The sequence below is a fragment of the Natronomonas sp. genome (genome assembly GCF_028274965.1).
Taxonomy (GTDB): domain Archaea; phylum Halobacteriota; class Halobacteria; order Halobacteriales; family Haloarculaceae; genus Natronomonas.
In genome coordinates this window covers 16170-39517 of record NZ_JAQCNO010000001.1, presented here as the reverse complement: position 1 = coordinate 39517, position 23348 = coordinate 16170, and the positions used below count along the sequence as shown (strand labels likewise).

Sequence of the window (23348 nt, the reverse complement as noted above, 5' to 3'; positions counted from 1 at the left end):
CTCGTTTCGGCCCGGCCTGGTGGGACGAGGCGATCGGAGCGCGCCCGACCCCGGCGGTGGTGCGTTTATTACCCGGCGGGGTCTGAAGGCCGGTATGCGAACCGCGATCCTCGCCCACGGGAAGTTCCCGGACCGCGCGAAAACCGCCGTCGGCGTGCTCCGGTACGGCGACCAGGACGTCGTTGCGGTCCTCGACCGCGAGCGCGCCGGGACGACGGTCGGCGACCACGTCTCCGGGACCGATAGGGGAGACGTGCCGGTCGTCGGGAGCGTCGCCGACGCGGCGGCCTTCGACGAGCTCCTGATCGGGATCGCGCCGATCGGCGGCGGGTTCGACGACTCCTGGCGCCCGGACGTCCGGGCCGCGATCGAGCGGGGCGCGGACGTGACCGCCGGCCTCCACTACCTTCTGAACGACGACGAGGAGTTCGCCGCGCTCGCGGCGGAGCACGCCGTCGAACTCCGGGACGTCCGGCGGCCGCCGGACGACCTCACCGTCGCCGAGGGGGTCGCCCGCGACCTCGACAGCGAGATCGTCCTGACGGTCGGGACGGACTGCTCGACCGGGAAGATGACGACGACGCTCGAACTCGTCGAGGCGGCCCGCGCCAACGGGCTCGACGCGGCGTTCGTGCCGACCGGTCAGACCGGCATCATGATCGCCGGCGGCGGGATCGCGATCGACCGGACGGTCAGCGACTTCACGGCGGGCGCGACCGAGCGACTCGTCCGGGAGGCCGCAGAAGACCACGAGTACGTCTTCGTCGAGGGCCAGGGCTCGATCGTCCATCCGGCGTACTCGGCGGTCACCTGCGGCATCCTCCACGGGGCGGCGCCGGACCGACTCGTGCTCTGTCACGAGGCGGGGCGAGAGCGCATCCACGGCTACGAGTCGTTCGCGATCCCCGAGCCCGCCGCGGTCGCGGAGACGTACCAGCGTCTCGCCGAGTCGGTCGCGCCGGCGGAACTCCTCGGCGGCGCGTTGAACACGTCGCATCTCCCGGCCGACGAGGCCGAGGGGGCGATCGAGGCGTACGGCTCCGCCCTCGGCGCGCCGGCCGTCGATCCGGTCCGAGGCGGCGTCGAGCCCCTGATCTCGCGGCTATGAACGCGGGATTCGAGACGGTCCGGCTGTCGCTCGACGTCCCGTTTCGGATCGCCCGCGGGACGACCGAGACGACCGAGAACGTCGTGGTCTCTATCGAACACGACGGGGAACGGGGCTACGGGGCGGCAGCGCCGGACGCGCGGTACGGCGAAACGACGGCGACGGTCGAGGCGCTGCTCCCGGAGCTACTCGAGGCGGCCGAAGCGGTCGGCAACCCGCACGCCCGGGAGGCGATCCGAGACCGGCTGTCGGAGACGGTGCGGGGCCACCCCGCGGCGAAGGCCGCCGTCGATGTCGCGCTGTGGGACCTCGCCGGGAAGTCCCTCGGGGTCCCCGTCTATCGGCTCCTCGGCTGTTCGGCCGAGTCGACGCGTCCGGCCACCTCCTTTACGGTCGGAATCGACCGGACGGAGGCGATGGTCGAGCGCGCCGAGGAGGCGGTCGCCGAGGGGTACCCGGTGGTGAAACTCAAACTCGGGACCGACCGGGACGTCGAGATCGTCGAGGCGGTCCGGCGGGCGGTCCCCGAGGCGACGATCCGGGTCGACGCGAACGAGGCGTGGACGCCGACGGAGGCGGTCAACATGTGCCGCGACCTCGAGGCGTTCGGCGTCGAGTTCGTCGAGCAGCCGGTCGCGGCGAGCGACGCCGACGGGCTCCGGTACGTCTACGAGCGCTCGCCGCTTCCGATCGCCGCCGACGAGTCCTGTCGGACCGCCGCCGACGTCCCGGCGATCGCCGATCGCTGCGACATCGCGAACCTGAAGCTGATGAAAACGGGCGGTCTGACCCCCGCCGTCGAGTTGATCCACGCCGCCCGCGCCCACGGGCTCGACGTGATGTGCGGCTGCATGGTCGAGACGAACGCGTCGATCGCCGCGGCGGCGCACCTGCTTCCGCTGCTCGATTACGCGGACCTCGACGGGTCGCTACTGCTCGGGAGCGACCCCTACGAGGGCGTCCCCGTCTCGGAGGGTCGGTTCGACCTCGGGGCGGTCGACCGCGGGACGGGCGCGGAGCCGAAATGACGGTCCGGGTCGACGCTGTCACTCCGGCGGGACGACAAACAGCGAAACGGCGACGAGAGCGGCGGCGACGCCGCCGCCGACCCCGATCCCGGCGAACACCGACAGCGTCGACCACCAGGCGGCGGCGACACCGCCGGCGACGGAGGCCGGCATCGCGGCGAGGAGGCCGTCGTATCGGGTCAGCGTCGGGGCTGGCGTTTCCGGCACGCCCCCATCTACCGACCGGAGGTAATTAAATCTCATTACTCGCGGTCGCGGGCGGGCGCGGCCTCGGGTCCGGGGTCTACTTCCCCCAGAAGGGGTCGCGCTTTCGGTGGTTGTCGAGGTACATCCGGAGGGCTTCGAGCTCGTCGGCGGGGATCTCGTCGGCGAGCTCCTGTTCGAGGATCTTCGCGTGCTTTTCGGGGATCTCCGTCCAGAGCTCGTCGCCCTCGTTGATCTGGCGGCCGACGGTCGGGCCGTCGATCGAGGCGGCGACGGACTCGCCGGCCCGCGCCGAGTCGATGTCCTCGCCGGCGTCCTGAAGCGATTTCAGCTCCCCGACGCGTTCGGGTTCGTTGCCCGCCCACGCGACGACCCGGGAGTTCCGCTTGAGCGTTCCCGAGAGCACCTCGACGCCGACGACGGCGGGGTTGGACTGCCGGAAGACGTGGTCCTCGAGGATCCGGAACCGACAGGGCCGCTGGATCTTGTCGAGGATCTGCTCCTGTTGGGCGTCCTCGATCGCGGCGACGTGCGCTTCGTACTCCTCGACGAGCTGGTAGATGACGTCGTCGGCGAACAGATCGACGCCGGTGGTCTCGATCTCCGCCTCGGCGTCGTCGAGCACCTCGACGTTGAACCCCAAGATTGCCTTGTTCTTCGGGTCCTCGGCGGTCGAGGCGACGGCCACGTCCCGGGGGGCGACGTCGCCGACCTCCGCGCGAACGATCGGGATCTCGGCGTCCTTGAGGTTGCTGGCGATGGCCTCGAGGGACCCGAGCGTGTCGGCCTTGACGACGAGGCCCCGCTCGTCGGTGCTGACCTCGATGTCGGCGAGTTCGGCCCGGACCGCCGCGACGATCTCCTCGACGTTCCGGTCCCGGACGACCCGGACCGGCGCGCCGGCCATCGCGTCGTCGAGATCCGGCGCGGCGATCTTGACGCCGGCCGCGGCGCGGACCGACTCGACCTGCTCGAACTGCCGTTCGGTCCTGATCTCCGCGAGCGGCTGGGGCTGGAGGAGCGCCCGGACGTCGGTGAGGATCGGCTCGTTCTGCCCGCCGACGACGATCGTGTCGTCCGCCCGGATCGTCCCGTCGTAGAGGACGGTATCGAGCGTCGTCCCGAAGCCGCGTTCGTCCTTGACCTCGAGCACCGTTCCGACCCCCGGGCCGTCGGTGTCGATCGACATCTCGTCTTTCAGGTACCGCTGGGAGAGCCCCATGAGCACCGTCAGCAGGTCCGGGATCCCCTCGCCGGTCTCGGCGGAGACGGGGACGACGCCGATGTTCTCCCGGAAGTTCTGGACGCGCCAGTACATGTCCGCCGAGAAGCCCTCGTCGGAGAGCTGGCCGATGATCTCGTAGAGCTGTTCGTTGAGCCTAGACTCGGCCCGGTCGCTCTGTGCCTCGAGGGTCGTCTGGACCGGATCGTCGGGGTTGGGGTTCCACCCGGGGACCGTATCGATCTTGTTCGCGGCCACGATGAACGGCGTCTGCGTCCGCTTGAGGATGTTCAGCGCCTCGTACGTCTGGGGCTGGAAGCCGTCGTTGACGTCGACGACGAGGATGGCGATGTCGGCGAGCGCGCCGCCGCGAGAGCGCAGCGTCGAAAAGGAGTGATGCCCCGGCGTGTCGATAAACAAGAGCCCGGGAAGGTCGAAGTCGTCTGGGTCGACGAGGGAGCCGGCGATCTCGGAGATCGTCGCGAGCGGGACCGCCGTCGCGCCGATGTGTTGGGTTATCGCGCCCGCCTCGCCCGCCGTGACGGCCGAGCCGCGGACCTCATCAAGGAGGCTCGTCTTCCCGTGGTCGACGTGGCCGAGGACGGCGACGATCGGCGTCCGCAGCTCCGGCGCGTTCCCGGCGTCCGTGGTGTCGGATTCAGACATAGAAAAGACCCTTACCTTACGTTTTTGTCGCCGCCGCGGTCATATAACCGTTTCAATGTCGACTCGCCGTCCGGACGGCCCGGCCTCCGTTGGACGCTGCCGGGAACGACGACGCCGGGGCATCGGTGGGTCCGTCGCCGACCCGAACGTTGATACCGTACAACGATCAACGCCGAGACATGGCTGGGATACTCGCGGAGAACCTCTCGGAGAAGGAGATCATGGGATCGGACGGGGCCAACCTCGGAACGCTGTACAACATCACCGCCGACCTCCGGACGGGATCGCTGCAGTACCTCGTTCTCGATCCCGCACAGCGGGCCGACGACCTCGAGTTCGAACGCGACGAACAGGGCAACTACCGCGTGCCGGTAAACCGCGTTCAGGCGGTCAAAGACACCATCGTCGTCGACCGCTGAGTTCGATGCAGGTCCTCGATTCGTCGGCCTTTATCGACGAGTACGCGACGGACGAACCGATCGCGACGATCCCGATGGTCCGCGAGGAACTCGAGGACGAGGCCGGGTACCGCTTCGACGCGCTTGAGGGGTCCGGCATGCGGATCCACGTTCCCGACGCCGAGACCGTCGAGCGGACCGAGCGGGCCGCCCGGGAGACCGGCGACGCCGGGACGCTGTCGCGGACCGACGTCCGCCTGCTCGCGACGGCCTTCGAGTTGGACGCGACGCTCGTCACCGACGACTACGCGATGCAGAACGTCGCCGAGAAGCTCGACATCACAGTCGACGTCATCGCACAGGAGGGGATCGACGAGCGCCTCGAGTGGCGCTTTCAGTGCCAGGGCTGCGGTCGGGTCTTCGAGGAGGACCGCGACCGCTGTGAGATCTGCGGCAGCGGCCTCGAGCGAAAGCGCCCCTGACTCGCGGGCGGCGATCGGACGGCCGCGAGCCGCGGACGGACAGGCTTAATCTACACACGGTCGTACGGCCGGCAATGAGCGAACGATCGGCCCGCCCCGGGTTCGTGGCCGCGTCGATGGCCGCGCTCGGCACCGTCGGACTGCTCGTCGGGTTCCTTCTCGGCATCGTGACGTTCGGACTGGTCGGCACCCCGCTGTCGGTACCGATCGACAGCCTGCCGGGACAGCTCGTGTTCACGGTCGGGACGTACGCCGGGGTCGCCGGCGTCGGGGCGGTGTATCTGCTCCGGTACGGGCTCCCGCTGTCGTACGTCCGGCTCCGCTCGCCGTCGGTCCGGGACGGGCTGTGGACGGTGGCAACCGTGGTCGTCCTGTTCGGGCTCGCCGTCGCCGTGTCGGCGCTCGTCACCCGCCTGGGGCTGCCGATCGTCGAGCACAACATCGGGGACAGCATCAGGGCGAACCCCGCCGTCGGGCTCGCGTTCGTCCCGATCTCGCTGCTTCTCGTCGGGCCCGCCGAGGAGTTCCTCTATCGGGGCATCGTCCAGACGCGGCTCGGCGAGCCCTTCGACACCAACAGCGCCGTCGCCATCGCCGCGGTCATCTTCGCGGCGACGCACGTCTTCGCGTACCTCGATCCGACGAACCTGGCCGGAACCCTCGTGACCCTGCTCGTGATCGTGCTGCCGCTCGGGGCAATCCTGGGCACGGTGTACGAGCACACGGGGAACCTCCTCGTGCCGGTGCTCGCACACGGCTGTTACAACGCGATCACGTTCGGGCTCAGCTACGTCGAGGCCGTCGGGGTGGTCTGAGCCTACTCGACGCGGCGGCGCGTCTTCTCTTCGAGCGCCGCGTCGGAGTCGTCCTCGAGCAGTCGCCGTGTCGCCCGCTTGCCCCACTCGACGGCCGGCTGCGTGAACGTCTCGACGCCGGAGAGCTCCCCGTACAGCACGCAGGCGGCCTCGAGGTCGTAGAGGAGCCGGCCGACGCTCCGGGCGTCGATGCGGTCGATCTCGAGGCGGACGTTGGGCTGTCCGGCGGCGGCCAGCGAGGCCTCCGTCGCCTCGAACTCGGCGTCGATCAGCCCGCCGAGCGTCCCGCCGCCGAGATACGACAGCGCCCCGACGTCCGTCTCCGGGATCGCGCGGTCCTCCCGTTCGGTCGGGCGAAGCAGCGTCACGAGTTTGTCCCTCCGGCCGGCGCGGTACAGCTGTAGTTGGGAGTGTTGGTCGGTCGCCCCGAGGGCTCGGGCCGGCGTCTGTCCGAGGCCGTCCTTGCCCAAGCTTTCGGCCCACAGTTGGGCGAACCACTCGGCGAACGGTTCGAGGGCCTCGGCGTAGGGGACGAAGGCGTTCGTCGTCGCGCCGCGCTGTTCGAGCGCGTACGCGACCGCACCGTAGGCGTAGGCGGGCGCGCCCGACAGCGACGGCGACAGCCCGGCCCGGCCCTCGGCCCCGCCGTCGAGTATCGCCTCGATGTCGCAGCCGAGCGCGGCGGCGGGGAGCAGCCCCACCGCCGACAGCGCAGAAAAGCGCCCGGGGACGCCCTCGGGAACGCGGCAGGTCGGCAGGCCGCGTTCGTCGGCGAGCTCCCTGAGCGGCCCGGAGTCGCCGGTCGTGACGACCGTCCGCTCCGTCCAGTCGACGCCGGCCTCGGCCATCGCCGAGCGGACGACGAGGAAGTTCGCGAGCGTTTCGGCGGTCGTTCCGGACCGCGAGACGACGTTGACGAGCGTCGATTCGAGCGGGAGCTCCCCGAGCAGTCGGTCGGTCAGGGCCGGATCGACGTTGTCGAGGCTGTAGTGCTCCCGGACGCCGAGGGCCTCCGTGATGGCGTCCGCGCCGAGTGCGGACCCGCCGATGCCGACGGTCAACACGGCCTCCGGGTCGAACCCCGCGACGGTCGCATCGATCGCCGCCGCGTCGGTGTCCGCCGGCAGCGCGAGGCTCGCGTACCCGAACGTCCGCGATTCGATTTCGCTTTCGATGCGATCGTGGGCCCGCTCGACGCGCCCCTCGAGGGCCTCGAGCGAGGACTCGGAAACGCCCGTGACGGCCTCCGAGGCGAGCGCGTTCCCGTAATCGACGTGCATACCGCACCTGCCGACCCGACGCTAAAGGGCCTACCGGTAGCGCCCGCCCCGAAACCCCGAAGGGCACCGGACGCCTCGGGTCGGGTATGAGCGAACAGGACGGTCGGTTTCTGGTGACGCACGCCGAGTCGGACGCGGCGGTGCTGAAAGACGTCGAGCGGGGCCAGGTGCACACCCTCGCCGAGAACCCCGGCGTCGAGACCGGCGACGTCGTAGAGGGCACCGTCGAGCCGGAGCCGCCGATGGAGGTGACATACCGGCTCGTCGACGTCGACTCGCGGAGCCGCGTGACCGTCGAGGAGAGCCCCGAACCCCCGACGCGTCAGGAGCGGGAGATCGCCGCCGAGCAGCCGGCCGGGGAGGTGACGGCCGAGCCGCGGGCGGGCGACGGGGAACTCCACGTCCTCACGGTTCCCGAAGAACGGACCGAGGCGGCGACGCGGGACGTCCTCGAGGACGAGGCGACGCTCGTCCGCGCGGCCCGTCTCGGCGTCGACCGCGTCGAGGTCCGCAGCGACGCCGGCGTCGTCAGCGTCAGGTACCTCCCCTGAGATGCGGGGGTACCCGCCGATACCGACCGCCGAGGACGCCGCCGCGGGGCTGTTCGCGTCGGGGCACCTCTGGGTGACCGAGAAGATCGACGGCGAGCGCCTCCGGGTGCAGCTCCGGGACTCGGGGCTGCTCCGGGTCGGGACCGAGACGGCGGTGTACGACGACCCCGACGCGGTCCCAACACGGTACCGACACGCGGTCCGGCACGTCCGCGAACGGCTCGATCGCGGCGCGCTCCGGGGCGCACTCGATGACGTCGAGTCCGTCGTGCTGTTCGGGGAGGCGACACAAAAGCGGACCATCGAGTACGACTGGGAGCGGCTCCCGTCGTTTCTCGGGTTCGACGTGTGGTCGGCCGACGAGGAGCGGTTCCGGCCGCCGGACGCGGTCGAGCGGATCTACGAGCGCCTCGGGCTCGAGTCGGTGCCGGTCGTCGAGCGGGAGGTACACACCCGCGATTTCGACCCCGGATCGTACGCCGTCCCCGAGTCGGCGTACTACGACGGCCCCGCGGAGGGCGTCGTCGTCCGGAACAAAGCCGGCGGGCGGGCGAAGATCGTCGGTCCCGCCGTCGGATCGGACGGCGACCCGGAGCCCGACCCGCCTGAGGCGTCGGCGGGCGCGGTAGCCGACCGGTACGTGACCGAGCGCCGCCTCGAGCGGCTCGCCTCGACGCTTTCTGACCGCGGGGAGGCCGTCACCGTCGAGGCGCTGTACGAGCGCGCACTCGAGGACGTCTTCCGGGAGAGACACGCGACGCTGTCGCGGGGGGACGGCGTCGAGGCGGGCGCGTTCCGGGAGGCGCTCGCGGCGCGGGTGCGGGGCTTTCTGGACGAGCGCCGGGCGGGCGGCGAGTAGAAACCGTTTTCACCCCGAACGCACCATACTTCGATGGGAACCGCGCGACCGCAAATCTGACTCGCCGGCCGGTTGGCCGGCTCGGGATTGCGGTAGTGCTGGCGCGAGACACGGGCGCGAACGGCGCGTCGGTGCGGCTCGTGCCGCCTGCGAGCGGTCCGTGCAGTTCCAATCTACCAATGGCACGAATGCATTCACGCCGTCGCGGGTCGTCCGGCTCGGACCGCCCCACGGCAGAGGAACCACCGGAGTGGAGCGACGTAGACGAATCGGCGATCGAGGAGCGCGTCGTCGAGTTGGCCGAGGCGGGCCACGAGCCCAGCCAGATCGGCCGCAAACTCCGCGACGAGGGCGTCAAGGGCGTCCCGGTCCCGGACGTGAAACTCGCGACCGGCAAGAAGGTCACGGAGATCCTCGAGGAGAACGACGCGACGGGCGATTTCCCCGAGGACCTCCGGAGCCTCATGGAGCGGGCCGTCCGGCTCCGCGACCACATGGAGCGAAACCCCGGCGACGCGCAGAACAAGCGCGCGCTGCAGAACACGGAGTCGAAGATCCGCCGGCTCGTCGACTACTACCGCGGCGACGAACTCGACGCGGAGTTCACCTACGAGTACGACGAGGCCAAGGAGCTACTGGAGTAGTCGGATGGCGGCCGCCGGCCACCCGGAGGACACCCCCGACCGCGCCGCGTCGGCGATCGAGCGGGCCGACTTCGTTCGGCTCGTCTCGGCGTCGGACGGCGATTCCTTAGCAGCGGCGGGGCTGTTGGCCCGCGGGCTCGAGGCGGCGGCGATCCCGTACCAGGCGAGTTCCGCCGCCGTTCCGGAGCCGCCGGCTACCGACGCCGACTGCACCGTCGGGATCGGCCGCCGGATCGGCGACGTGAGCCTCCGGGAGCGCTCGCGGGCGCTCGAGGCCGCCTCGATCCTCGAGGCGCTGGCTCCCGACGCGGTCGATCCGGAACTCGCACTCGCAGGCGCGGTCTCTGCGGGCGTGGACCCGCCGTCGGGGCTCCTCGAACGGGCGGGGCTCGAACGGCGCCCCGGGGTTGCGGTCCCGACCGACGACCCGGCCGAGGGGCTGGCGTTCTCGACGCTCGCACACGCGGCGTTTTCCGGCGACGTCGACGCGGCGGGCGCGGCGGTCTCGGGGCTCGGGACCGAGGATCCGACGGGCCGGGAGGTCGCGTCCCTGCTTGCGCTGTCGGCGATCGAGGACGCGCCGCCGCGCGCCGCGACGGCGATCGAGCGGGCGTTGCGCCCGTACGCGACCGATCGCTTCGAGACGCTCGGCGGTTACGCGGACGTACTCGACGCCGCGGCCCGGACGGAGCCGGCGACCGGGCTGGCGCTCGCGCTCGGGTACGGCGTCGAAGGGGCCGCCTACGACGCCTGGCGGGCGCTCGGCGGGCGCGTCCACGCCGCGCTTCGGAGCGCCGACACGCGGCGGTACGACGGGCTGTACGTGGTCCGTCCCGACGAGGCGACACCGGCCGTCCTCGGGAGCCTCTCGCGGCTCGCGTTCTGGTATCGATCGCCCGAACCGACGGCACTGGCGGCGACGGACGGCGCGTCGGCGGTCGTCGGCGAGGAGCCGACGGGCGACCCCTTCTCCGAGGCGGCGGCCGCACTCGAGGGACGGACGACCGCCGGAGGCCGGGCGGCGACGGCGACGTTCGAGGGGACGGCCGACGAGTTCGTCGCGGCGTTCCGGAGGGCGCTATGACGCCGCGGGCGACGCTGCGGACGAGCCACGAGGACCCGGCGGTGATCGCGGCCGCGCTCGAACCCGACAACACCGAGGAGATGTCGACGCGGGCCGATCCGACCGAGGGGACCGTCGTGACGACCATCGAGCGGGAGACGACCGGCGGACTCCGGACGAGCGTCGACGACTACGTTGCGAACCTCACAGTCGCACAGCGAACGACCGACACGATAACACAACTATGAGCGAACGATCAGTATCCAAGCAGAAACAGGAGAAGCGATGGTACACCGTGATGGCCCCCGAGATGTTCGACCGGGCCGAACTCGGTGAAACACCCGCGGACGAACCGGAACAGGTCTACGACCGCACGATCGAGACGACCCTCGGCGAGTTGCAGAACGACCCGAGCGAGAACAACACGAAGCTGACGTTTCAGATCACGGACGTCGGCAGCGACACCGCCTACACCGAGTTCATCAAACACGAACTCACGCGGGACTACCTGCGGAGTCTCACCCGGCGCGGCACCTCGAAGGTCGACGCCTTCGTCACCGTGTTGACGACCGACGAGTACCGGGTGCAGGTCCAGCCGGTCGCGTACACGACGAAGTCGGCCGACCACAGCCAGGAGCGGGCGGTCCGGAAGACGATGGTCGATCTCGTCGAGGAGGCCGCCGCCGAGCGGACCTTCGAGGGTCTCGTCGACGGCATCGTCGAGGGCCGGCTGTCCTCGGCGATCTACAACGAGGCGAAGACGATCTACCCGCTGCGGCGCGTCGAGATACAGAAGACCCGCGTCGAGGCGAAACCCGAGGAGGTCGCCGCCGAGGAGGAGACCGCGGTCGACGTCGAGGACGGGGCCTGAGACCGAGTCGGCCCAAAGACTCGCCCGTTGCCCGTCGCCTATCGCCCGTCGCTCGGGGTGACCGGGATGGTCACGCTGATGTGTGGCCCGCCCGACACTCGGCGTATGCTCGTCACGCTCGAGGGGATCGATGGGGCCGGCAAGACGACGGTCACCGAGGCGCTGCGGGAGTCGCCGCTCGGGGACGAGGCGGTGTTCACCCGCGAACCGACCGACTCGTGGTACGGCGATGCGGTCGCGAGATCGATCGACGACGACGATGCTGACCCGCTCGCGGAGCTGTTTCTGTACACGGCGGACCACGCCGATCACCTCTCGCGGGTCGTTCGGCCGGCGCTTTCGGACGGGACGCTCGTCGTTTCGGACCGGTACTCAGATTCGCGGTACGCCTACCAGGGCGCGACGCTCGCCGGACGGCTCGAGGACCCGATGGAGTATATTAAACAGATCCACCGACCGATCACCGAGCCCCCGGAGTTGACGCTGTATTTCGACCTGCCGGCGGAGGCGGGCGCAGAGCGCGCCGGGGCGACGAACAAGTTCGAGACCGCGTCGTACCTCCGGGAGGTCCGGGCGAACTACGAGCGGCTCATCGAGGCCGAGCCGGAGCGGTTTCACCGCATCGACGCGACCCGCCCGCGGGCGGCGGTGATCGAGTCGGCCAAAGCGGCCGTGAGGGAGCTCCTCGAGTGACGGCCGGCCGCAACGGGGGTCCGCTTTCGAGTTGCACCGACGGCCCGCGCTTTCGCCGCGGTCGCGGGGTCACTCGAGACAGACGTACGTCTTCGTCTCCTCGACCGCCTCCGTGCCGCGGACCCGCGTCGCGACGGCGTCGATGAGCTCGTAGACCTCCCCGGCCTCGGCCTCGACCATGACGTCGAAGTCGCCGGCGACCACGTTCGCGGCGGTCACGTGTTCGATGTCGGTGAGCGCCCCAGCGAGCGTCTCGGCCTGCCCCGTCTCCGTTTTCACCGTGATGAACGCACGAACCATGGTACCAAGTGTCATCAGGCGGAAAAAAGTCTTTCGCGGGCCGGGAGGCGCCGGCGGACCGGACCCGAAGGCGGGATCGTGTGATTGAGTAACATTATTGTGGCGGGTCGTCGTACCGTAGCCTATGAAATTCGTTATCGTCGGTGCCGGCCGGGTCGGAACGCGGACCGCTCGCGTGCTTCGCGAGGAGGACCACGAGGTCGTCATCGTCGAGTCCGACGTGACGAAAGCCGAGCGGTTCCGGGAGGCCGGGTTCGACGTCATCGAGGGCGACGGCAGCGAGGAATCGACGCTTCTGTCCCGGGACCTCGACAGCGTCGACGGGATCGCCGGTCTCACCGGCGACTTCGCGACCAACATCATCGCCTGCATGGTCGGCAAACGCCACGGCTGTCGGACCGTCCTCCGGGCCGAAAGCGACGAACGCGAGTACGTCGTCGGGAAGTACGCGGGCGACGTCGACGAGGTGATCTACCCCGAACGGCTCGGCGCGATCGCCGCCAAGAACGCCCTCGTCGGGGGCAGCGTCCGGGCCGTCGCCGACATCGCCCGGAACCTCCAGCTCGTCGAGTTGACGATCACGTCCGGGTCGCCGATGCGGGGGTACTCGCTGTCCGAGTTGGAGCTGCCGGCCGATTCGCGGCTCCTCGCGTTCGGCAAGGAGGGCGGACAGCTCGGGCTCCCCGACGCCGACGCCTCGCTGGAGTCTGGCGACCGGCTGATCGTGATCGCCGACTTCAGCGTCCTCCGGGAGGTCGAGCAGATCATCGCCGGCGACACCAGCCGCGCGCTCGCCGACGGGGGTGTCTGAGCGATGGTCGTCGCCTACATCATGGTCAAGGCCCACACGGGGAAGGCCGGGCGGCTCAGAGACGACATCGAGGCGATCGGCGGCGTCGTCTCCGCGCACATCGTCGCCGGGGACGTCGACATCATCACGAAAGTCGAGGTCGACTCGCCCGCGGAGGTCAAGGAGATCGCCGCCGACGCGATCCAGTCGCTGTCGGGCGTCGAGGACACCCGAACGTACGTTGCGATGGAGTAGGCCGCACGCCGCGACGCGTGCTATTTAAAACGTCGCATCGGGGCAGCCGACGCGGTCGCCGTCCAAAATAAGCGTCCCGACCCCGAGGGTGACGCATGGATCTCGATCGGTTCGCGGCCGACAGCCCGGACGACGACGCCCCGGCCGGGGCGAGCGTCTGTGTCGTCGCGACGCAGGCGGCGACCTTCGAGCGCTGCCGGGAGGGCTTCTACCCGGCCCCGCGGTCGTACGATCGGACCCGCGCCGCGTTCGAGTACATGGCCTTTTACCGGACCGACCCGGTCTCGGCGATCACGCACTACGCCCGCGTGACCGACCGGACCGAGCAGGTCCGCGGCGGGGCCGGGCCGATGTCGGAGGCCGACTGGGCGGCGCTCATCGATCCGTTCTCCGAGGAGGACGTGGTCGTCGTCTTCGAGTTCGACGAACTCGTCCCGCTCGACTCTCCGGTCGAAAACGACGGCCACGGGGTCCGCGGCGCGTGGTACTGCGACGTTGGCGACCTCCGGGAGGCGGCGACGCTGTCGGCGCTGTCGGAGCGCGCCCGGACCTGATCCGCGCGGACGCCCGGAAGAGGAGCCGGCTGTCGGTTCATAAACCACCACCGTACTTTGGGGGGCTGCTGAGGTCGCCCGGCGGCGTACCGCGGTACGCAATAGCGGCCGACGGCGGGTAACGCCGGACGCTCATTGCGCACGAACCATGTCAACAGAGCCTCCACGCCAGCCGCGGCAGGAACCCGCACCGACCGGTCCGGACTTCCTCCGACTCGTCGACCGAAGCGAGGCCGGGGCGGTCGTCAGCGAGTACGGCACGGAAATCGTTTCTGCGCTCCGGGGCGGTATCGACGGGTCCGCGGGCGTCGCCTGGGTGCAGGGACAGAGCTGCTCGGGGTGTACGATGTCGTTCCTCCAGAGCGACTCGCCGGCGATCGAGGAGACGCTCAGCGAGCTCCGCGAACGGGTCAGTTTTCACTCGACGCTCATGGAGCCGTCGGGCGACGCCGCCGTCGACGGGCTCGCGGAGGGCCCGGACGTGCTCATTGTCGAGGGGGCGATCCCGACGAGGATCCCCCGGGCCGCGACGCTCGGCGTGGACGAGCAGGGGAACCCGAAGCCGGTCCTCGATTGGGTCATCGAACTCGGCGAGCGCGCGGACGTCGTCATCGCCGCCGGCAGCTGTGCGGCCTTCGGGGGGCTGCCGGCCGCCGGACGGCACGACAGCAACGAGGTCGGCGAGAGCCCGACCGGGGCCCGCGGGCTGCAGTTCGACGGCGAGGACCCCGGCGGCGTCTTCGGCCCGGCGTTTCGGACCGACGCGGGGCTTCCCGTCATCAACGTCGCCGGCTGTCCGCTGTACGCCGAACACCTGATACTGACGCTCGCGACCGTTCTCAACGGCCACGGCGTCGCGCTCGACGAGTACAACCGACCGCTGCCGCTTTTCGGTCCGCTGGTTCACGACGACTGCGAACTCCGCGAGGACTACGAGTGCTTCGAGTTCGCCGCCGAGCCGGGCGACGGCGGCTGCCTGTACGACGTCGGCTGCGCGGGGGTGTACGCCCACTGCGACGGGTCGATGCGGCTCAGAAACGGCGGGACGACGGTCTGTCGGAACGTCGGCGCGCCCTGTATCGGCTGCGTCGAGCCGGCGTTTTGGGACCGGTTCAGCCCGTTCTATTCGAACACGCGCGACGACGACGGGACGGGACGCGCCGATCCGCCCGACCGGCCGGAAGCGGGCGGGACCGACCGAAACGACGGCCCCGGTGTCGCCGCGTCGCTCCCCGACGCGCCGCGCAGCCTCCCGGGGATCGCGCTCGCCTGTGCGATGGCCGTCGTCCTCGTTCCGCTCGCGCCGCTGGCACCGTTCGTATGGTTGTACGACAGACACACCGACGGCGGATCGATCGTCCGAGGCGTCGATCGACCGTCGGCGGAGCACTGAGACCGAACCCATGCCGGAAATCGAGATCGATCCGACGACGCGCATCGAAGGACACCACAGCACGACGCTCTCCGTGGCGGACGGGCGGGTCGTCCGCGCCGAAAGCGAGATGAACATGTTCCGGGGCATCGAGAGCATCGTCCTCGGTCGCCGACCCTCCGACGTCCCGCAGGTGACCCAGATGGTCTGCGGCGTCTGTTTTACCTGCCACCGGCAGGCGTCGATCCTCGCTATCGAGGACGCGGCCAGACGCGCCGGGGTCTTCGGATCCGTCCCGGAGACCGGGCGGTTGCTCCGGGACATCATGGAGGGGATGTTCCTGCTTTGGAACCACGCGATCCACCTGTTCACCCTCGCGGGGCCGGACTACAGCGACGCGGTCGCCGACACCGGGTTCGCCCGCCTCGATCCCGTCGAGGGCGACGGCTACCGGGCGGCGCTGGATCAACAGCGCCGCCTGCTACAGGGCTTCTCCGAGTTCGGTGGGCGGGCACCCCACCCGCTCACGTACGCGCCGGGCGGCGTCGTCTCTGACCCGGACCCGGAGACAATCGAGGAGGTCACAGAGACGATGGCGGCGCTCGACGAGTGGCTCGGCCCGACCGGGGAACTCGAGGCGACGATCGAGCGGGCCCGCGACCGGCGCGGCCCGACCGACCGAGCGCCGGGGCTGTACGACGTCTGCTCGGTGCTCGTCGCCGCCGCCGAGGAGGGCGCCGACGGGTTCGGCGTCGGCCCGGGGCGGTTCTACGCGAACGGGATGTTCTACGGGACCGGCGACGAGTCGCTCGTGTTGCCGCCCGGGATCTACCGGGACGGAACGCTCACCCGCCCGACGCGCGAGGAACTCGTCGAGGGCATCACCGAGGACGTTTCGCACGCCTGGTACACCGAGGACTCCGGCGGCTCGCCGGGGGACTCGCCGCCGCCGGAGCCGGCCCCCGAAAAGCCCGACGCGTACTCCTGGGGGAAGGCGCCGCGGTTCGAGGGCGACTCGATGGAGACGGGGCCGCTGGCGCGGCTCGTCGCCGCCGAGCGCGATCCGGGGCGACTCCGGGAGTCCCTCGGCGGCGGTAGGCGGCGATCGAACACGTTCAACCGCCTCGCCGCTCGCGTCCAGGAGCTGCTTCTCGTCCGGGAGTACGTACTGGAGTGGCTCGACGCGCTCGACCCCTCTGGGGAGACGACGGCGAGTTGGAACGACGAGTTCTCGGGGCGCGGCGTCGGCTTCTGGGGCGCCTCGCGGGGGGCGCTCTCGCATTGGGTCGAGGTCACCGACGGGGAGGTGACGGGCTATCAGCTCATCACCCCGACGACGTGGAACCTCGGACCCCGCGACGCCGACGGCGAGCCGAGCGTCTTCGAGGCGGCCGCCGAGGGGATCCCCGTGCCCGACGTCTCCGCCCCGATCGACGTGATGCGGACGATCCGCTCGTTCGACCCCTGTCTCGGCTGCGGCGTCCACGTCCACGGGGGCGGCGAGTCCTTCGAGACGACGATCGAACCGCACGCTCCGGGGGGCGAGTGATGGCGGTCGTCGTCGGCGTGGGGAACCCGACGATGGGCGACGACGGCGTCGCGAGGGCCGTCGTTCGGGAGCTCGACGGCGCGAACGACGGCGGGCCGGAGACGGCCTTCGTCGGCACGACGGCGCTTCTCGCCTTGGAGGCGATGGACGGCGCGAGCCGGGCGGTCGTCGTGGACGCGATCGACGCCGAGGGCCCGCCGGGGACGATCCATCGGGTGCGGGCGGACGACGACGGCGCGGCGGCCGAGGTGCTGATGCACGATTTCACGTTCGCCTCGGCGATCCGGCGCTGTCGGAGCGCCTACGACCTCCCGGAGCGCGTCGCCGTCGTCGGCGTCGTTCCGGCGCGGATCGAACCGGCCGTCGGCCTGAGCCCGTCGATCGAGCGGATCGTTCCGGACTTAGCCGCCGCCGTCGACGCCGAGCGGACGGCCGACCGGCCGAGCGGTGGTGACCGATTCATGAACGCCAGTTGGTACTGCGTCGACTGCGAGGCCGAGATCGAGGCCGAAGCGGTCGACGACCACGAGCGACAGGGGCACAGCGTCAGAGGCAGACTCCGACCCGAGCGGCTCCTCTCGGGGGATCCCTGGGAGGCGGGCGAGAGCCACAACGCGGGCGAGAGGCCGGAAGGGGGTGTCGAGTGATGTGTCTCGGCGTCCCCGGAGAGGTCAGCTCGATCGACGGCGTCGAGGCGACCGTCGATTTCGGCGGCGCCAAAAAGGAGGTGCGGATCGACATCGTCGGAAGCGACGTCGACGTGGGCGATTACGTGCTCACCCACGCCGGGTTCGCCATCCGGAAGATCCCCGAAGCGCAGGTCGAACGGACGATCGAGCTGTACGAGTCCGCGATCAAGGGCGGCGAGGGCCCCGACGCGGCGGCCGGAGGCCTCGGCGGCGTCGGTCGCCCGGCGACCGCCGAGGGCGGAGGCGAAAGCAGGGGTGGGGATGAAAGAGGAGGTGAACGCCCGTGACGGGCGCCGAACCCGAGTCCGGTCTGGACGAACTCGAGTTCCGCGATCCCGACCGGGCGAGCGCGCTCCGGGATCGCCTCGAGGAGCGTCTGGCCGGTCTCGAGGAGCCGGTCCGGATCGTTCACGTCTGCGGCACCCACGAGGAGACGATCGCCGAGTTCGGCATCAGGAGCGTGCTGCCCGAGGGGTTGACCGTCGCCATGGGGCCCGGCTGTCCGGTCTGTGTCACCGACAGCGCGGAGATCGCCGAGGCCGTCGCCCTCGCCGAGGCGGGCCACACCGTTGCGACGTACGGCGACATGATCGACGTGCCGAGCCACAACGGGAGCCTCGCGGACGCCCGCGATCGCGGCGCGGACGTCCGGGTCGTCTACAGCGCCGACGAGGCCGTCGCCCTCGCCGAGCAGACCGACGGTGAGGTCGTGTTCTTCGGCGTCGGGTTCGAGACGACGGCGGCGCCGACGGCGAGCGTGCTCCGGGACGGTCCGCCGTCGAACTTCTCCGTGCTCTCGGCGCACAAGTACATCCCGCCGGCGATGGACGTCGTCGCGGCCCATCCGGACACCCGCGTCGACGGCTTTCTCGCGGCCGGTCACGCCGCGACGATCACGGGGGCGGGCGTCTACGAGCCGATCGCCGAAGCCCACGACATCCCCGTCGTCGTCGGCGGGTTCGAGCCGATCGACGTCCTGTACGCGTTACTCGAGGTCGTCGAGTCGGTCGCCGAGGGCTCGGCGGGCGTCGAGAACGCGTACCCGCGGTGCGTCAGCGAGGACGGCAACGCGGCCGCGGCGGCGGCGCTGTGGGAGGTCTTCGAGCGCGTCCCGGGGCGGTGGCGCGGGATCGCTGAGGTGCCGGACGCGACGCTATCGATCCGGTCGGAGTACGCCGCCTACGACGCGAGCGAGCGATTCGAGATCGATCCCCCGGGCGGCGATCACCGCGAGAGCGAGTGTCTCTGCGGGGAGATCATGGCCGGACACGCGACGCCGTCGGACTGCCCGCTGTTCGGCGACGAGTGCACGCCGGCGGACCCCGTCGGCGCGTGCATGGTCAGCGACGAGGGCCCCTGTCGGATCAAACGCGAGTTCGGGGAGGTCCGAGGGCGATGAGCGAGCGCGCGGACCCGATGGCCGACGGCGACGAAACGGTCACCGCGGCCCACGGCGCGGGCGGCGAGCGGATGCGCGAGCTGCTGTCCGACGCCGTCGTGCCCCGGTTCCGGGGTGACTCGCCGGCCGACGGGATCGGGATCGACGCCTTGGACGACGGAGCGGTCCTGCCGACCGGCGACGGCGCGCTCGTCGTGACGACCGACAGCCACGTCGTCGATCCGCCGTTCTTCGCCGGCGGCGACGTCGGGCGGCTCGCGGTCGCCGGGACGGTCAACGACCTCGCGGCGATGGGGGCGACCGAGCCGGAGACGCTCACCTGCGGGCTCGTCGTCGAGGCCGGAACCCCGACGGCCGCCGTCGAGAGCGTCCTCGGTTCGATGGCCGAGACCGCGTCGGCCGCGGACGCGCCGATCACGACGGGCGACACGAAGGTCATGCCTCGCGGCGATCTCGACGGGATCGTCGTCAACACGGCCGGCGTCGCCCGGATCGAGGAGGGAGCCGAACTCCCGGTCGCCGGGCTCTCGCCGGGCGACCGGCTCCTCGTCACCGGGCCGGTCGGCGACCACGGCGTCGCCCTGCTCGCCGAGCGGGAGTCGTTCGGGTTCGACGCCGACCTCGAAAGCGACGTCGCGCCGGTCAACGACCTCGTCGCGGCCGCGGTGGACGCCGGGACGGTGACCGCGGCGACGGACCCGACCCGCGGCGGGGTGGCGACCGCGCTCGTCGAGTTCGCCGAACGGAGCGGCGTCGGGGTCCGCCTCGACGAGCGGGCCGTCCCGGTCGACGACGCGACGGAAACGGTCGCCGACGTCCTCGGGCTGGATCCCCTGAAGATCGCCTGCGAGGGGCGGATGGTGCTCGGCGTCGACGAGGGCGACGCGGAGGACGTCCTGTCGGCGCTCCGGGCGGCCGGCGGGACGGAGGCGGCGCTCGTCGGGCGGGCGGTCGCGGAGCACGGCGGCCGGGTCGTCGTCGACACCGGGATCGGAGAGCGATACCTCACCGAACCGAGTGGCGAACAGCGCCCGCGGATCTGTTGAGATGCACGAACTGACCGCGGCGAACCGACTGCTGGAGGCGGCGCTCGAGGCGGCGAGCGAGCGAAACGCCGGGCGCATCGACCGCCTGACGGTCGAACTCGGGACCGCGACCCACCTGACCGCGGATCAACTCCGGTTCTGTCTCGACGCGATCACGGAGGGAACGGCGGCCGCGGAGGCGACCGTCGAGTTCGATCGCGTCGAGCCGGCCGGGGCCTGCGAGTGCGGGTGGTCCGGGCCGACGGAGCCGATCGACGGCGTCGTGCCCGACGCGCCCTCGCTCCGCTGTCCCGACTGTGGGCGCCGGCTGTCGTTGCGCGCCGGCCGGGAGTGCCGCCTCAGCGCCATCGAGATACCCGAGCGAACGGAGACGGAACAATGAGACACGCACCCAAACGCGGAGTCGACGCGACGCTTCGAAACGCAGTTGAACCGATTCTATCCGCCGTCCGGGCACACCGGTTCGGTCACGGCGAAGGCGGGTCCGCCCCGTCGGACGGCGAGGCCGAGGCGGACGTCCTCGCCGCGGTCGAGCGGGAGGCGGCGGCGGTCCACAAGCGGTTGGCCCGCGACGGCGGCGTCTTTGCCGCGGAGTTCCTCGGAGCGACCGGCAGCGGGAAGACGGCGCTCGTCGAGGCGCTTCTCGACCGACGGCCTGACGGGGAGCGAGCGGCCGTCATCGCCGGCGACGTGGCCGGCGACGACGACGCGACGCGCTACCGGAGCCACGGCGTCCCGGTCGTCGACGTGACGACGGGGACGGACTGCCACCTCGATCCGGCGCGCGTCGGGCGGGCGATCGACGAACTCGATCTCGGCGGGCTCGACCGCCTCTTCGTCGAGAACGTCGGCAACATGGTCTGCCCGGCCGACTTCCCGCTCGGGGCGTCGCTTCGGGTCGTCGTCGTCAGCGTCACCGAGGGCGACGACGTGGTCCGGAAGCACCCGCTGGTGTTTCAGGCGTGCGATCTCGTCGTCATCAACAAGACCGACATCGCCGGCGCGGTCGGCGCGGACGTCGCGCGAATGCGGGAGGACGCCCGGGCTATCGCCCCGGAGACGCCGGTCGTCGCGACGAGCGCGGAGACCGGAGCGGGGATCGATCGGCTCCGCCGTCTGCTCGATCGGGGGCCCGAGAGCCACGGCGACGGCTACGACCACGACCACGATCACGGTAGCGGGGCGAACCGTGCCGACGAACGCCGCCGCTGAGTCGACGGGCCCGGACCGAACGGCGGTCCGTGTCACCGTCACCGGGACGGTCCAGGGCGTCGGCTTCCGGCCCTTCGTGGCCCGCATCGCCGCCGATCGCGGACTCGCCGGCCGCGTCAGGAACACCGACAGCGGCGTCCTCGCGCGTCTCGAGGGGCCGCCGTCGGCCGTCGATCGCGCCGTCGAGGCGATCCGGACGGACCCGCCGCGGCTCGCCCGGATCGACGGCGTGTCGGTCGAGCGGGCCGACTGTCGCGGGGACGCGTCGTTCCGGATCGAGGACTCGACCGGCAGCGACGAACGCGCGGCGCTCGTACCGCCGGATACCGCCGTCTGCGCGTCGTGTCTCGGCGATATGCGCGACCCGAACTCGCGGTTCGAGGGCTACTGGGCGACCGCCTGCGTGGAGTGCGGCCCGCGGTTCTCGATCACCCGCGGGCTCCCGTACGACAGAGCCGAAACCGCACTCGCCGCCTTCGAGCCGTGTCCGGACTGCGAGGCGGCGTACCGCGACCGGACCGACCGCCGGTTTCACGCACAGACGATCGCCTGTCCCGTCTGCGGGCCGACGCTGTCTCTCGTCGCCGACGGGGAGCGCGAAGCGACGGGCGCTGCGGCTATCGAGGCGGCCGCCGAGCGCCTGAACCGGGGCGCGATCGTCGGGGTCAAAGGCGCCGGCGGGACGCACCTGGCCTGTCGGGCCCGCGATCGCGGGGCGGTCGGCCGGCTCCGGGAGCGGCTCGCCCGGCCCGCAAAGCCGTTCGCGACGATGGCGCGGTCGGTGGAGTCGGCCGGCTCGTTTGTGACCCTTCGGGACCCCGGGTTGCTCTCCGACGAGCGGCGGCCGATCGCGCTGTTGCCGAAGGCGGGCGGGGAGTGGCTCGAGTGCGTGTCGCCGGGACTCGGCACCGTCGGCGTCATGCTCCCGCACAGCGGCCTCCATCACCTGCTTTTCGACGCCGTCGGCTCGGGGCCGCTCGTGATGACGAGCGCGAACCGGCCGGGAGCGCCGATGGCGACGACGACGGAGGAACTGCTGGAACTCGGGGACGTCCTCGACGCCGCGTTGGTACACGACCGGGCGATCGAGAACCGCTGCGACGACAGCGTCGTGAAGCCCCTCGCCGACGGATCGCGGGTGCTGCGGCGCTCTCGGGGGTACGTTCCCCGACCGCTCGATCGCCCGGTGGTGCCCGGCGGGGACCGGGAGGTGCTCGCCGTCGGCGCGGGATCGGACGTCACGGTCGCGGCCACCCGCGGGGACGCTGTCGTTCTCTCACAGCACGTCGGCGACGTGTCGGGCCCCGAAACGGCCGCGTGGCACCGGCGCGCGAGCGCGGGGGCGCTCGATCTCCTCGGCGTCGAACCGTCGGTCGTCGCCCGCGACATGCACCCGGACGTGGAGACGACGCGGATGGCCGAGGCGCGGCCGGAGCCGACGGTCGCCGTCCAGCACCACCACGCCCACGCGGCGTCGCTCTTGGCCGAGCGGGGCCGAGAGCGCGCGGTCGTCATCGCCGCTGACGGCACCGGCTACGGCCCCGAAGGGATCGTCCGGGGCGGCGAGGTGCTCGACGCCGGGCTCGACGGCTACGAGCGCGTCGGCGGGCTCTCGCGGTTCCGGCTGCCCGGCGGCGAGCGGGCCGTCCACGAGCCACCGCGCGTCGCGGCCGCACTCCTCGCCGAGAGCGACCCCAAACTGGCGCGGTCGCTGCTTCTCGAGAGCGAAACGGTGGGGTCCGAGACGGCCGCGGACGCGGTCCTCGAGCAGGCGACGGGCGGACCCAACAGCCCGCCCACGACGAGCGCCGGGCGGTTCTTAGACGCGGCCGCGGCGCTCTGTGGCGTCTGTACCGAGCGGCGCTACCGGGGCGAACCGGCGATGAGACTCGAGGCCGCGGCCGGGGCGGGCGAGCCGCTCGGACTCGACCCGCCGGTCCGCTCGCGGGGCGAAACGCGGGTTCTCGACGCCCGCGAGGCGGGAGCCGCGCTGGCCGACCGACTCGAAGGACACCCGGAGGCGGACGTGGCGGCCACGGCACAGCAGCTGCTCGCCGACGGCCTCGCGGCGATCGCGATAGACGCGGCGACCGAGCGGGGCCTCGGGGCGGTCGGGTTCACCGGCGGCGTGGCGTACAACGCCGCGATCGATCGGCGCGTCCGCGAGCGGATCGAGCGCGCCGGGCTGACGTACCTCGCCCACGACCGGGTGCCGCCGGGCGACGGCGGGCTATCGTACGGACAGGCGGTCGTCGCGAGCGCGAGGCTGGCCGCGGGGACCGCCGAGGGGGGCTGAGG

Annotated in this window: 28 protein-coding genes; 24 read left to right on the top strand and 4 right to left on the bottom strand. The window is 71.4% G+C overall.

Features of this window, described 5'->3' with window-relative positions:
* Window positions 1-94 precede the first annotated feature (94 nt).
* Window positions 95-1108, top strand: coding sequence for a DUF1611 domain-containing protein (locus Q0916_RS00235; RefSeq protein ID WP_299232702.1), 1014 nt, complete (start codon window positions 95-97; stop codon window positions 1106-1108).
* A complete protein-coding gene (locus Q0916_RS00230; protein WP_299232700.1) occupies window positions 1105-2136 on the top strand; it encodes a dipeptide epimerase in 1032 nt (343 codons plus the stop codon). The genes Q0916_RS00235 and Q0916_RS00230 overlap by 4 nt, the downstream gene beginning before the upstream one ends.
* Window positions 2137-2154: 18 nt before the next feature.
* Here the strand turns inward: Q0916_RS00230 and Q0916_RS00225 are convergent, their stop codons facing one another.
* Together Q0916_RS00225 and infB are read right to left on the bottom strand one after the other, a co-directional pair.
* Window positions 2155-2343 (bottom strand): hypothetical protein, encoded by a 189-nt coding sequence (locus Q0916_RS00225; protein WP_299232698.1) that lies wholly within the window; start codon window positions 2341-2343, stop codon window positions 2155-2157.
* Between the two features lie 76 nt (window positions 2344-2419).
* Window positions 2420-4228 (bottom strand): translation initiation factor IF-2, encoded by a 1809-nt coding sequence (gene infB / locus Q0916_RS00220; RefSeq protein WP_299232696.1) that lies wholly within the window; start codon window positions 4226-4228, stop codon window positions 2420-2422.
* Between the two features lie 179 nt (window positions 4229-4407).
* On the opposite strand from infB, the gene Q0916_RS00215 reads away from it, so the two are divergent.
* From Q0916_RS00215 to Q0916_RS00205, 3 genes are all read left to right on the top strand, one after another.
* Window positions 4408-4647 carry a PRC-barrel domain-containing protein gene (locus Q0916_RS00215; RefSeq protein ID WP_299232693.1) on the top strand — a complete coding sequence of 80 codons (240 nt, stop codon included), beginning with the start codon at window positions 4408-4410 and terminating at the stop codon, window positions 4645-4647.
* Between the two features lie 5 nt (window positions 4648-4652).
* The gene (locus Q0916_RS00210; protein ID WP_299232690.1) at window positions 4653-5108 is read left to right on the top strand and encodes an NOB1 family endonuclease; all 456 of its coding nucleotides are present in this window, start codon (window positions 4653-4655) and stop codon (window positions 5106-5108) included.
* Between the two features lie 74 nt (window positions 5109-5182).
* Window positions 5183-5923 carry a CPBP family intramembrane glutamic endopeptidase gene (locus Q0916_RS00205; protein WP_299232687.1) on the top strand — a complete coding sequence of 247 codons (741 nt, stop codon included), beginning with the start codon at window positions 5183-5185 and terminating at the stop codon, window positions 5921-5923.
* A gap of 2 nt (window positions 5924-5925) precedes the next feature.
* Here Q0916_RS00205 and Q0916_RS00200 read toward each other — a convergent pair whose 3' ends face one another.
* Window positions 5926-7203: a glucose-6-phosphate isomerase gene (locus Q0916_RS00200; RefSeq protein WP_299232685.1), complete on the bottom strand. Its 1278-nt coding sequence runs from the start codon at window positions 7201-7203 to the stop codon at window positions 5926-5928.
* 86 nt (window positions 7204-7289) lie between these two features.
* Between Q0916_RS00200 and Q0916_RS00195 the strand changes: the two genes are divergently transcribed.
* The 7 genes from Q0916_RS00195 to tmk all read left to right on the top strand — a co-directional run bounded on the left by Q0916_RS00195 (window position 7290) and on the right by tmk (window position 11884).
* Window positions 7290-7754, top strand: coding sequence for a DUF5812 family protein (locus Q0916_RS00195; protein WP_299232682.1), 465 nt, complete (start codon window positions 7290-7292; stop codon window positions 7752-7754).
* A gap of 1 nt (window position 7755) precedes the next feature.
* On the top strand, window positions 7756-8613 hold the full coding sequence (locus Q0916_RS00190; RefSeq protein WP_299232680.1) for an RNA ligase family protein: 858 nt from the start codon (window positions 7756-7758) through the stop codon (window positions 8611-8613).
* Window positions 8614-8792: 179 nt separating this feature from the next.
* Complete coding sequence (locus Q0916_RS00185) at window positions 8793-9257, top strand: 30S ribosomal protein S15 (RefSeq protein ID WP_299232678.1); 465 nt, start codon at window positions 8793-8795, stop codon at window positions 9255-9257.
* 4 nt (window positions 9258-9261) lie between these two features.
* On the top strand, window positions 9262-10341 hold the full coding sequence (locus Q0916_RS00180; RefSeq protein ID WP_299232675.1) for a hypothetical protein: 1080 nt from the start codon (window positions 9262-9264) through the stop codon (window positions 10339-10341).
* Window positions 10338-10568 (top strand): KEOPS complex subunit Pcc1, encoded by a 231-nt coding sequence (locus Q0916_RS00175; protein ID WP_299232672.1) that lies wholly within the window; start codon window positions 10338-10340, stop codon window positions 10566-10568. Before Q0916_RS00180 ends, Q0916_RS00175 begins: the two co-directional genes overlap by 4 nt.
* Window positions 10565-11191 carry a 30S ribosomal protein S3ae gene (locus tag Q0916_RS00170; protein WP_299232668.1) on the top strand — a complete coding sequence of 209 codons (627 nt, stop codon included), beginning with the start codon at window positions 10565-10567 and terminating at the stop codon, window positions 11189-11191. The genes Q0916_RS00175 and Q0916_RS00170 overlap by 4 nt, the downstream gene beginning before the upstream one ends.
* 105 nt (window positions 11192-11296) lie before the next feature.
* The gene (gene tmk / locus Q0916_RS00165) at window positions 11297-11884 is read left to right on the top strand and encodes a dTMP kinase (RefSeq protein WP_299232665.1); all 588 of its coding nucleotides are present in this window, start codon (window positions 11297-11299) and stop codon (window positions 11882-11884) included.
* Window positions 11885-11953: 69 nt separating this feature from the next.
* Here tmk and Q0916_RS00160 read toward each other — a convergent pair whose 3' ends face one another.
* Complete coding sequence (locus Q0916_RS00160) at window positions 11954-12199, bottom strand: Lrp/AsnC ligand binding domain-containing protein (protein WP_299232662.1); 246 nt, start codon at window positions 12197-12199, stop codon at window positions 11954-11956.
* 109 nt (window positions 12200-12308) lie between these two features.
* On the opposite strand from Q0916_RS00160, the gene Q0916_RS00155 reads away from it, so the two are divergent.
* From Q0916_RS00155 to hypF, 12 genes are all read left to right on the top strand, one after another.
* Window positions 12309-12995: a potassium channel family protein gene (locus Q0916_RS00155; RefSeq protein ID WP_299232659.1), complete on the top strand. Its 687-nt coding sequence runs from the start codon at window positions 12309-12311 to the stop codon at window positions 12993-12995.
* 3 nt (window positions 12996-12998) lie between these two features.
* Window positions 12999-13229, top strand: coding sequence for an Lrp/AsnC family transcriptional regulator (locus Q0916_RS00150; protein ID WP_299232656.1), 231 nt, complete (start codon window positions 12999-13001; stop codon window positions 13227-13229).
* Window positions 13230-13324: 95 nt separating this feature from the next.
* Window positions 13325-13783: a hypothetical protein gene (locus Q0916_RS00145; protein WP_299232653.1), complete on the top strand. Its 459-nt coding sequence runs from the start codon at window positions 13325-13327 to the stop codon at window positions 13781-13783.
* A gap of 148 nt (window positions 13784-13931) precedes the next feature.
* The gene (locus tag Q0916_RS00140) at window positions 13932-15176 is read left to right on the top strand and encodes a hypothetical protein (protein WP_299232650.1); all 1245 of its coding nucleotides are present in this window, start codon (window positions 13932-13934) and stop codon (window positions 15174-15176) included.
* A gap of 10 nt (window positions 15177-15186) precedes the next feature.
* Window positions 15187-16704 (top strand): nickel-dependent hydrogenase large subunit, encoded by a 1518-nt coding sequence (locus Q0916_RS00135; RefSeq protein ID WP_299232647.1) that lies wholly within the window; start codon window positions 15187-15189, stop codon window positions 16702-16704.
* Window positions 16704-17351 carry a hydrogenase maturation protease gene (locus tag Q0916_RS00130; protein WP_299232644.1) on the top strand — a complete coding sequence of 216 codons (648 nt, stop codon included), beginning with the start codon at window positions 16704-16706 and terminating at the stop codon, window positions 17349-17351. The genes Q0916_RS00135 and Q0916_RS00130 overlap by 1 nt, the downstream gene beginning before the upstream one ends.
* Complete coding sequence (locus Q0916_RS00125; protein ID WP_299232642.1) at window positions 17351-17680, top strand: HypC/HybG/HupF family hydrogenase formation chaperone; 330 nt, start codon at window positions 17351-17353, stop codon at window positions 17678-17680. The genes Q0916_RS00130 and Q0916_RS00125 overlap by 1 nt, the downstream gene beginning before the upstream one ends.
* Entirely contained in the window at window positions 17677-18792 is a 1116-nt protein-coding gene (gene hypD / locus Q0916_RS00120; RefSeq protein WP_299232640.1) for a hydrogenase formation protein HypD, read from the top strand. The genes Q0916_RS00125 and hypD overlap by 4 nt, the downstream gene beginning before the upstream one ends.
* Window positions 18789-19838 (top strand): hydrogenase expression/formation protein HypE, encoded by a 1050-nt coding sequence (hypE, locus tag Q0916_RS00115; RefSeq protein ID WP_299232639.1) that lies wholly within the window; start codon window positions 18789-18791, stop codon window positions 19836-19838. The genes hypD and hypE overlap by 4 nt, the downstream gene beginning before the upstream one ends.
* 1 nt (window position 19839) lies before the next feature.
* A complete protein-coding gene (locus Q0916_RS00110) occupies window positions 19840-20220 on the top strand; it encodes a hydrogenase maturation nickel metallochaperone HypA (RefSeq protein ID WP_299232637.1) in 381 nt (126 codons plus the stop codon).
* A complete protein-coding gene (hypB, locus tag Q0916_RS00105; RefSeq protein ID WP_299232634.1) occupies window positions 20217-21050 on the top strand; it encodes a hydrogenase nickel incorporation protein HypB in 834 nt (277 codons plus the stop codon). Before Q0916_RS00110 ends, hypB begins: the two co-directional genes overlap by 4 nt.
* Entirely contained in the window at window positions 21028-23346 is a 2319-nt protein-coding gene (gene hypF / locus Q0916_RS00100; protein WP_299232632.1) for a carbamoyltransferase HypF, read from the top strand. The genes hypB and hypF overlap by 23 nt, the downstream gene beginning before the upstream one ends.
* Window positions 23347-23348 lie beyond the last annotated feature (2 nt).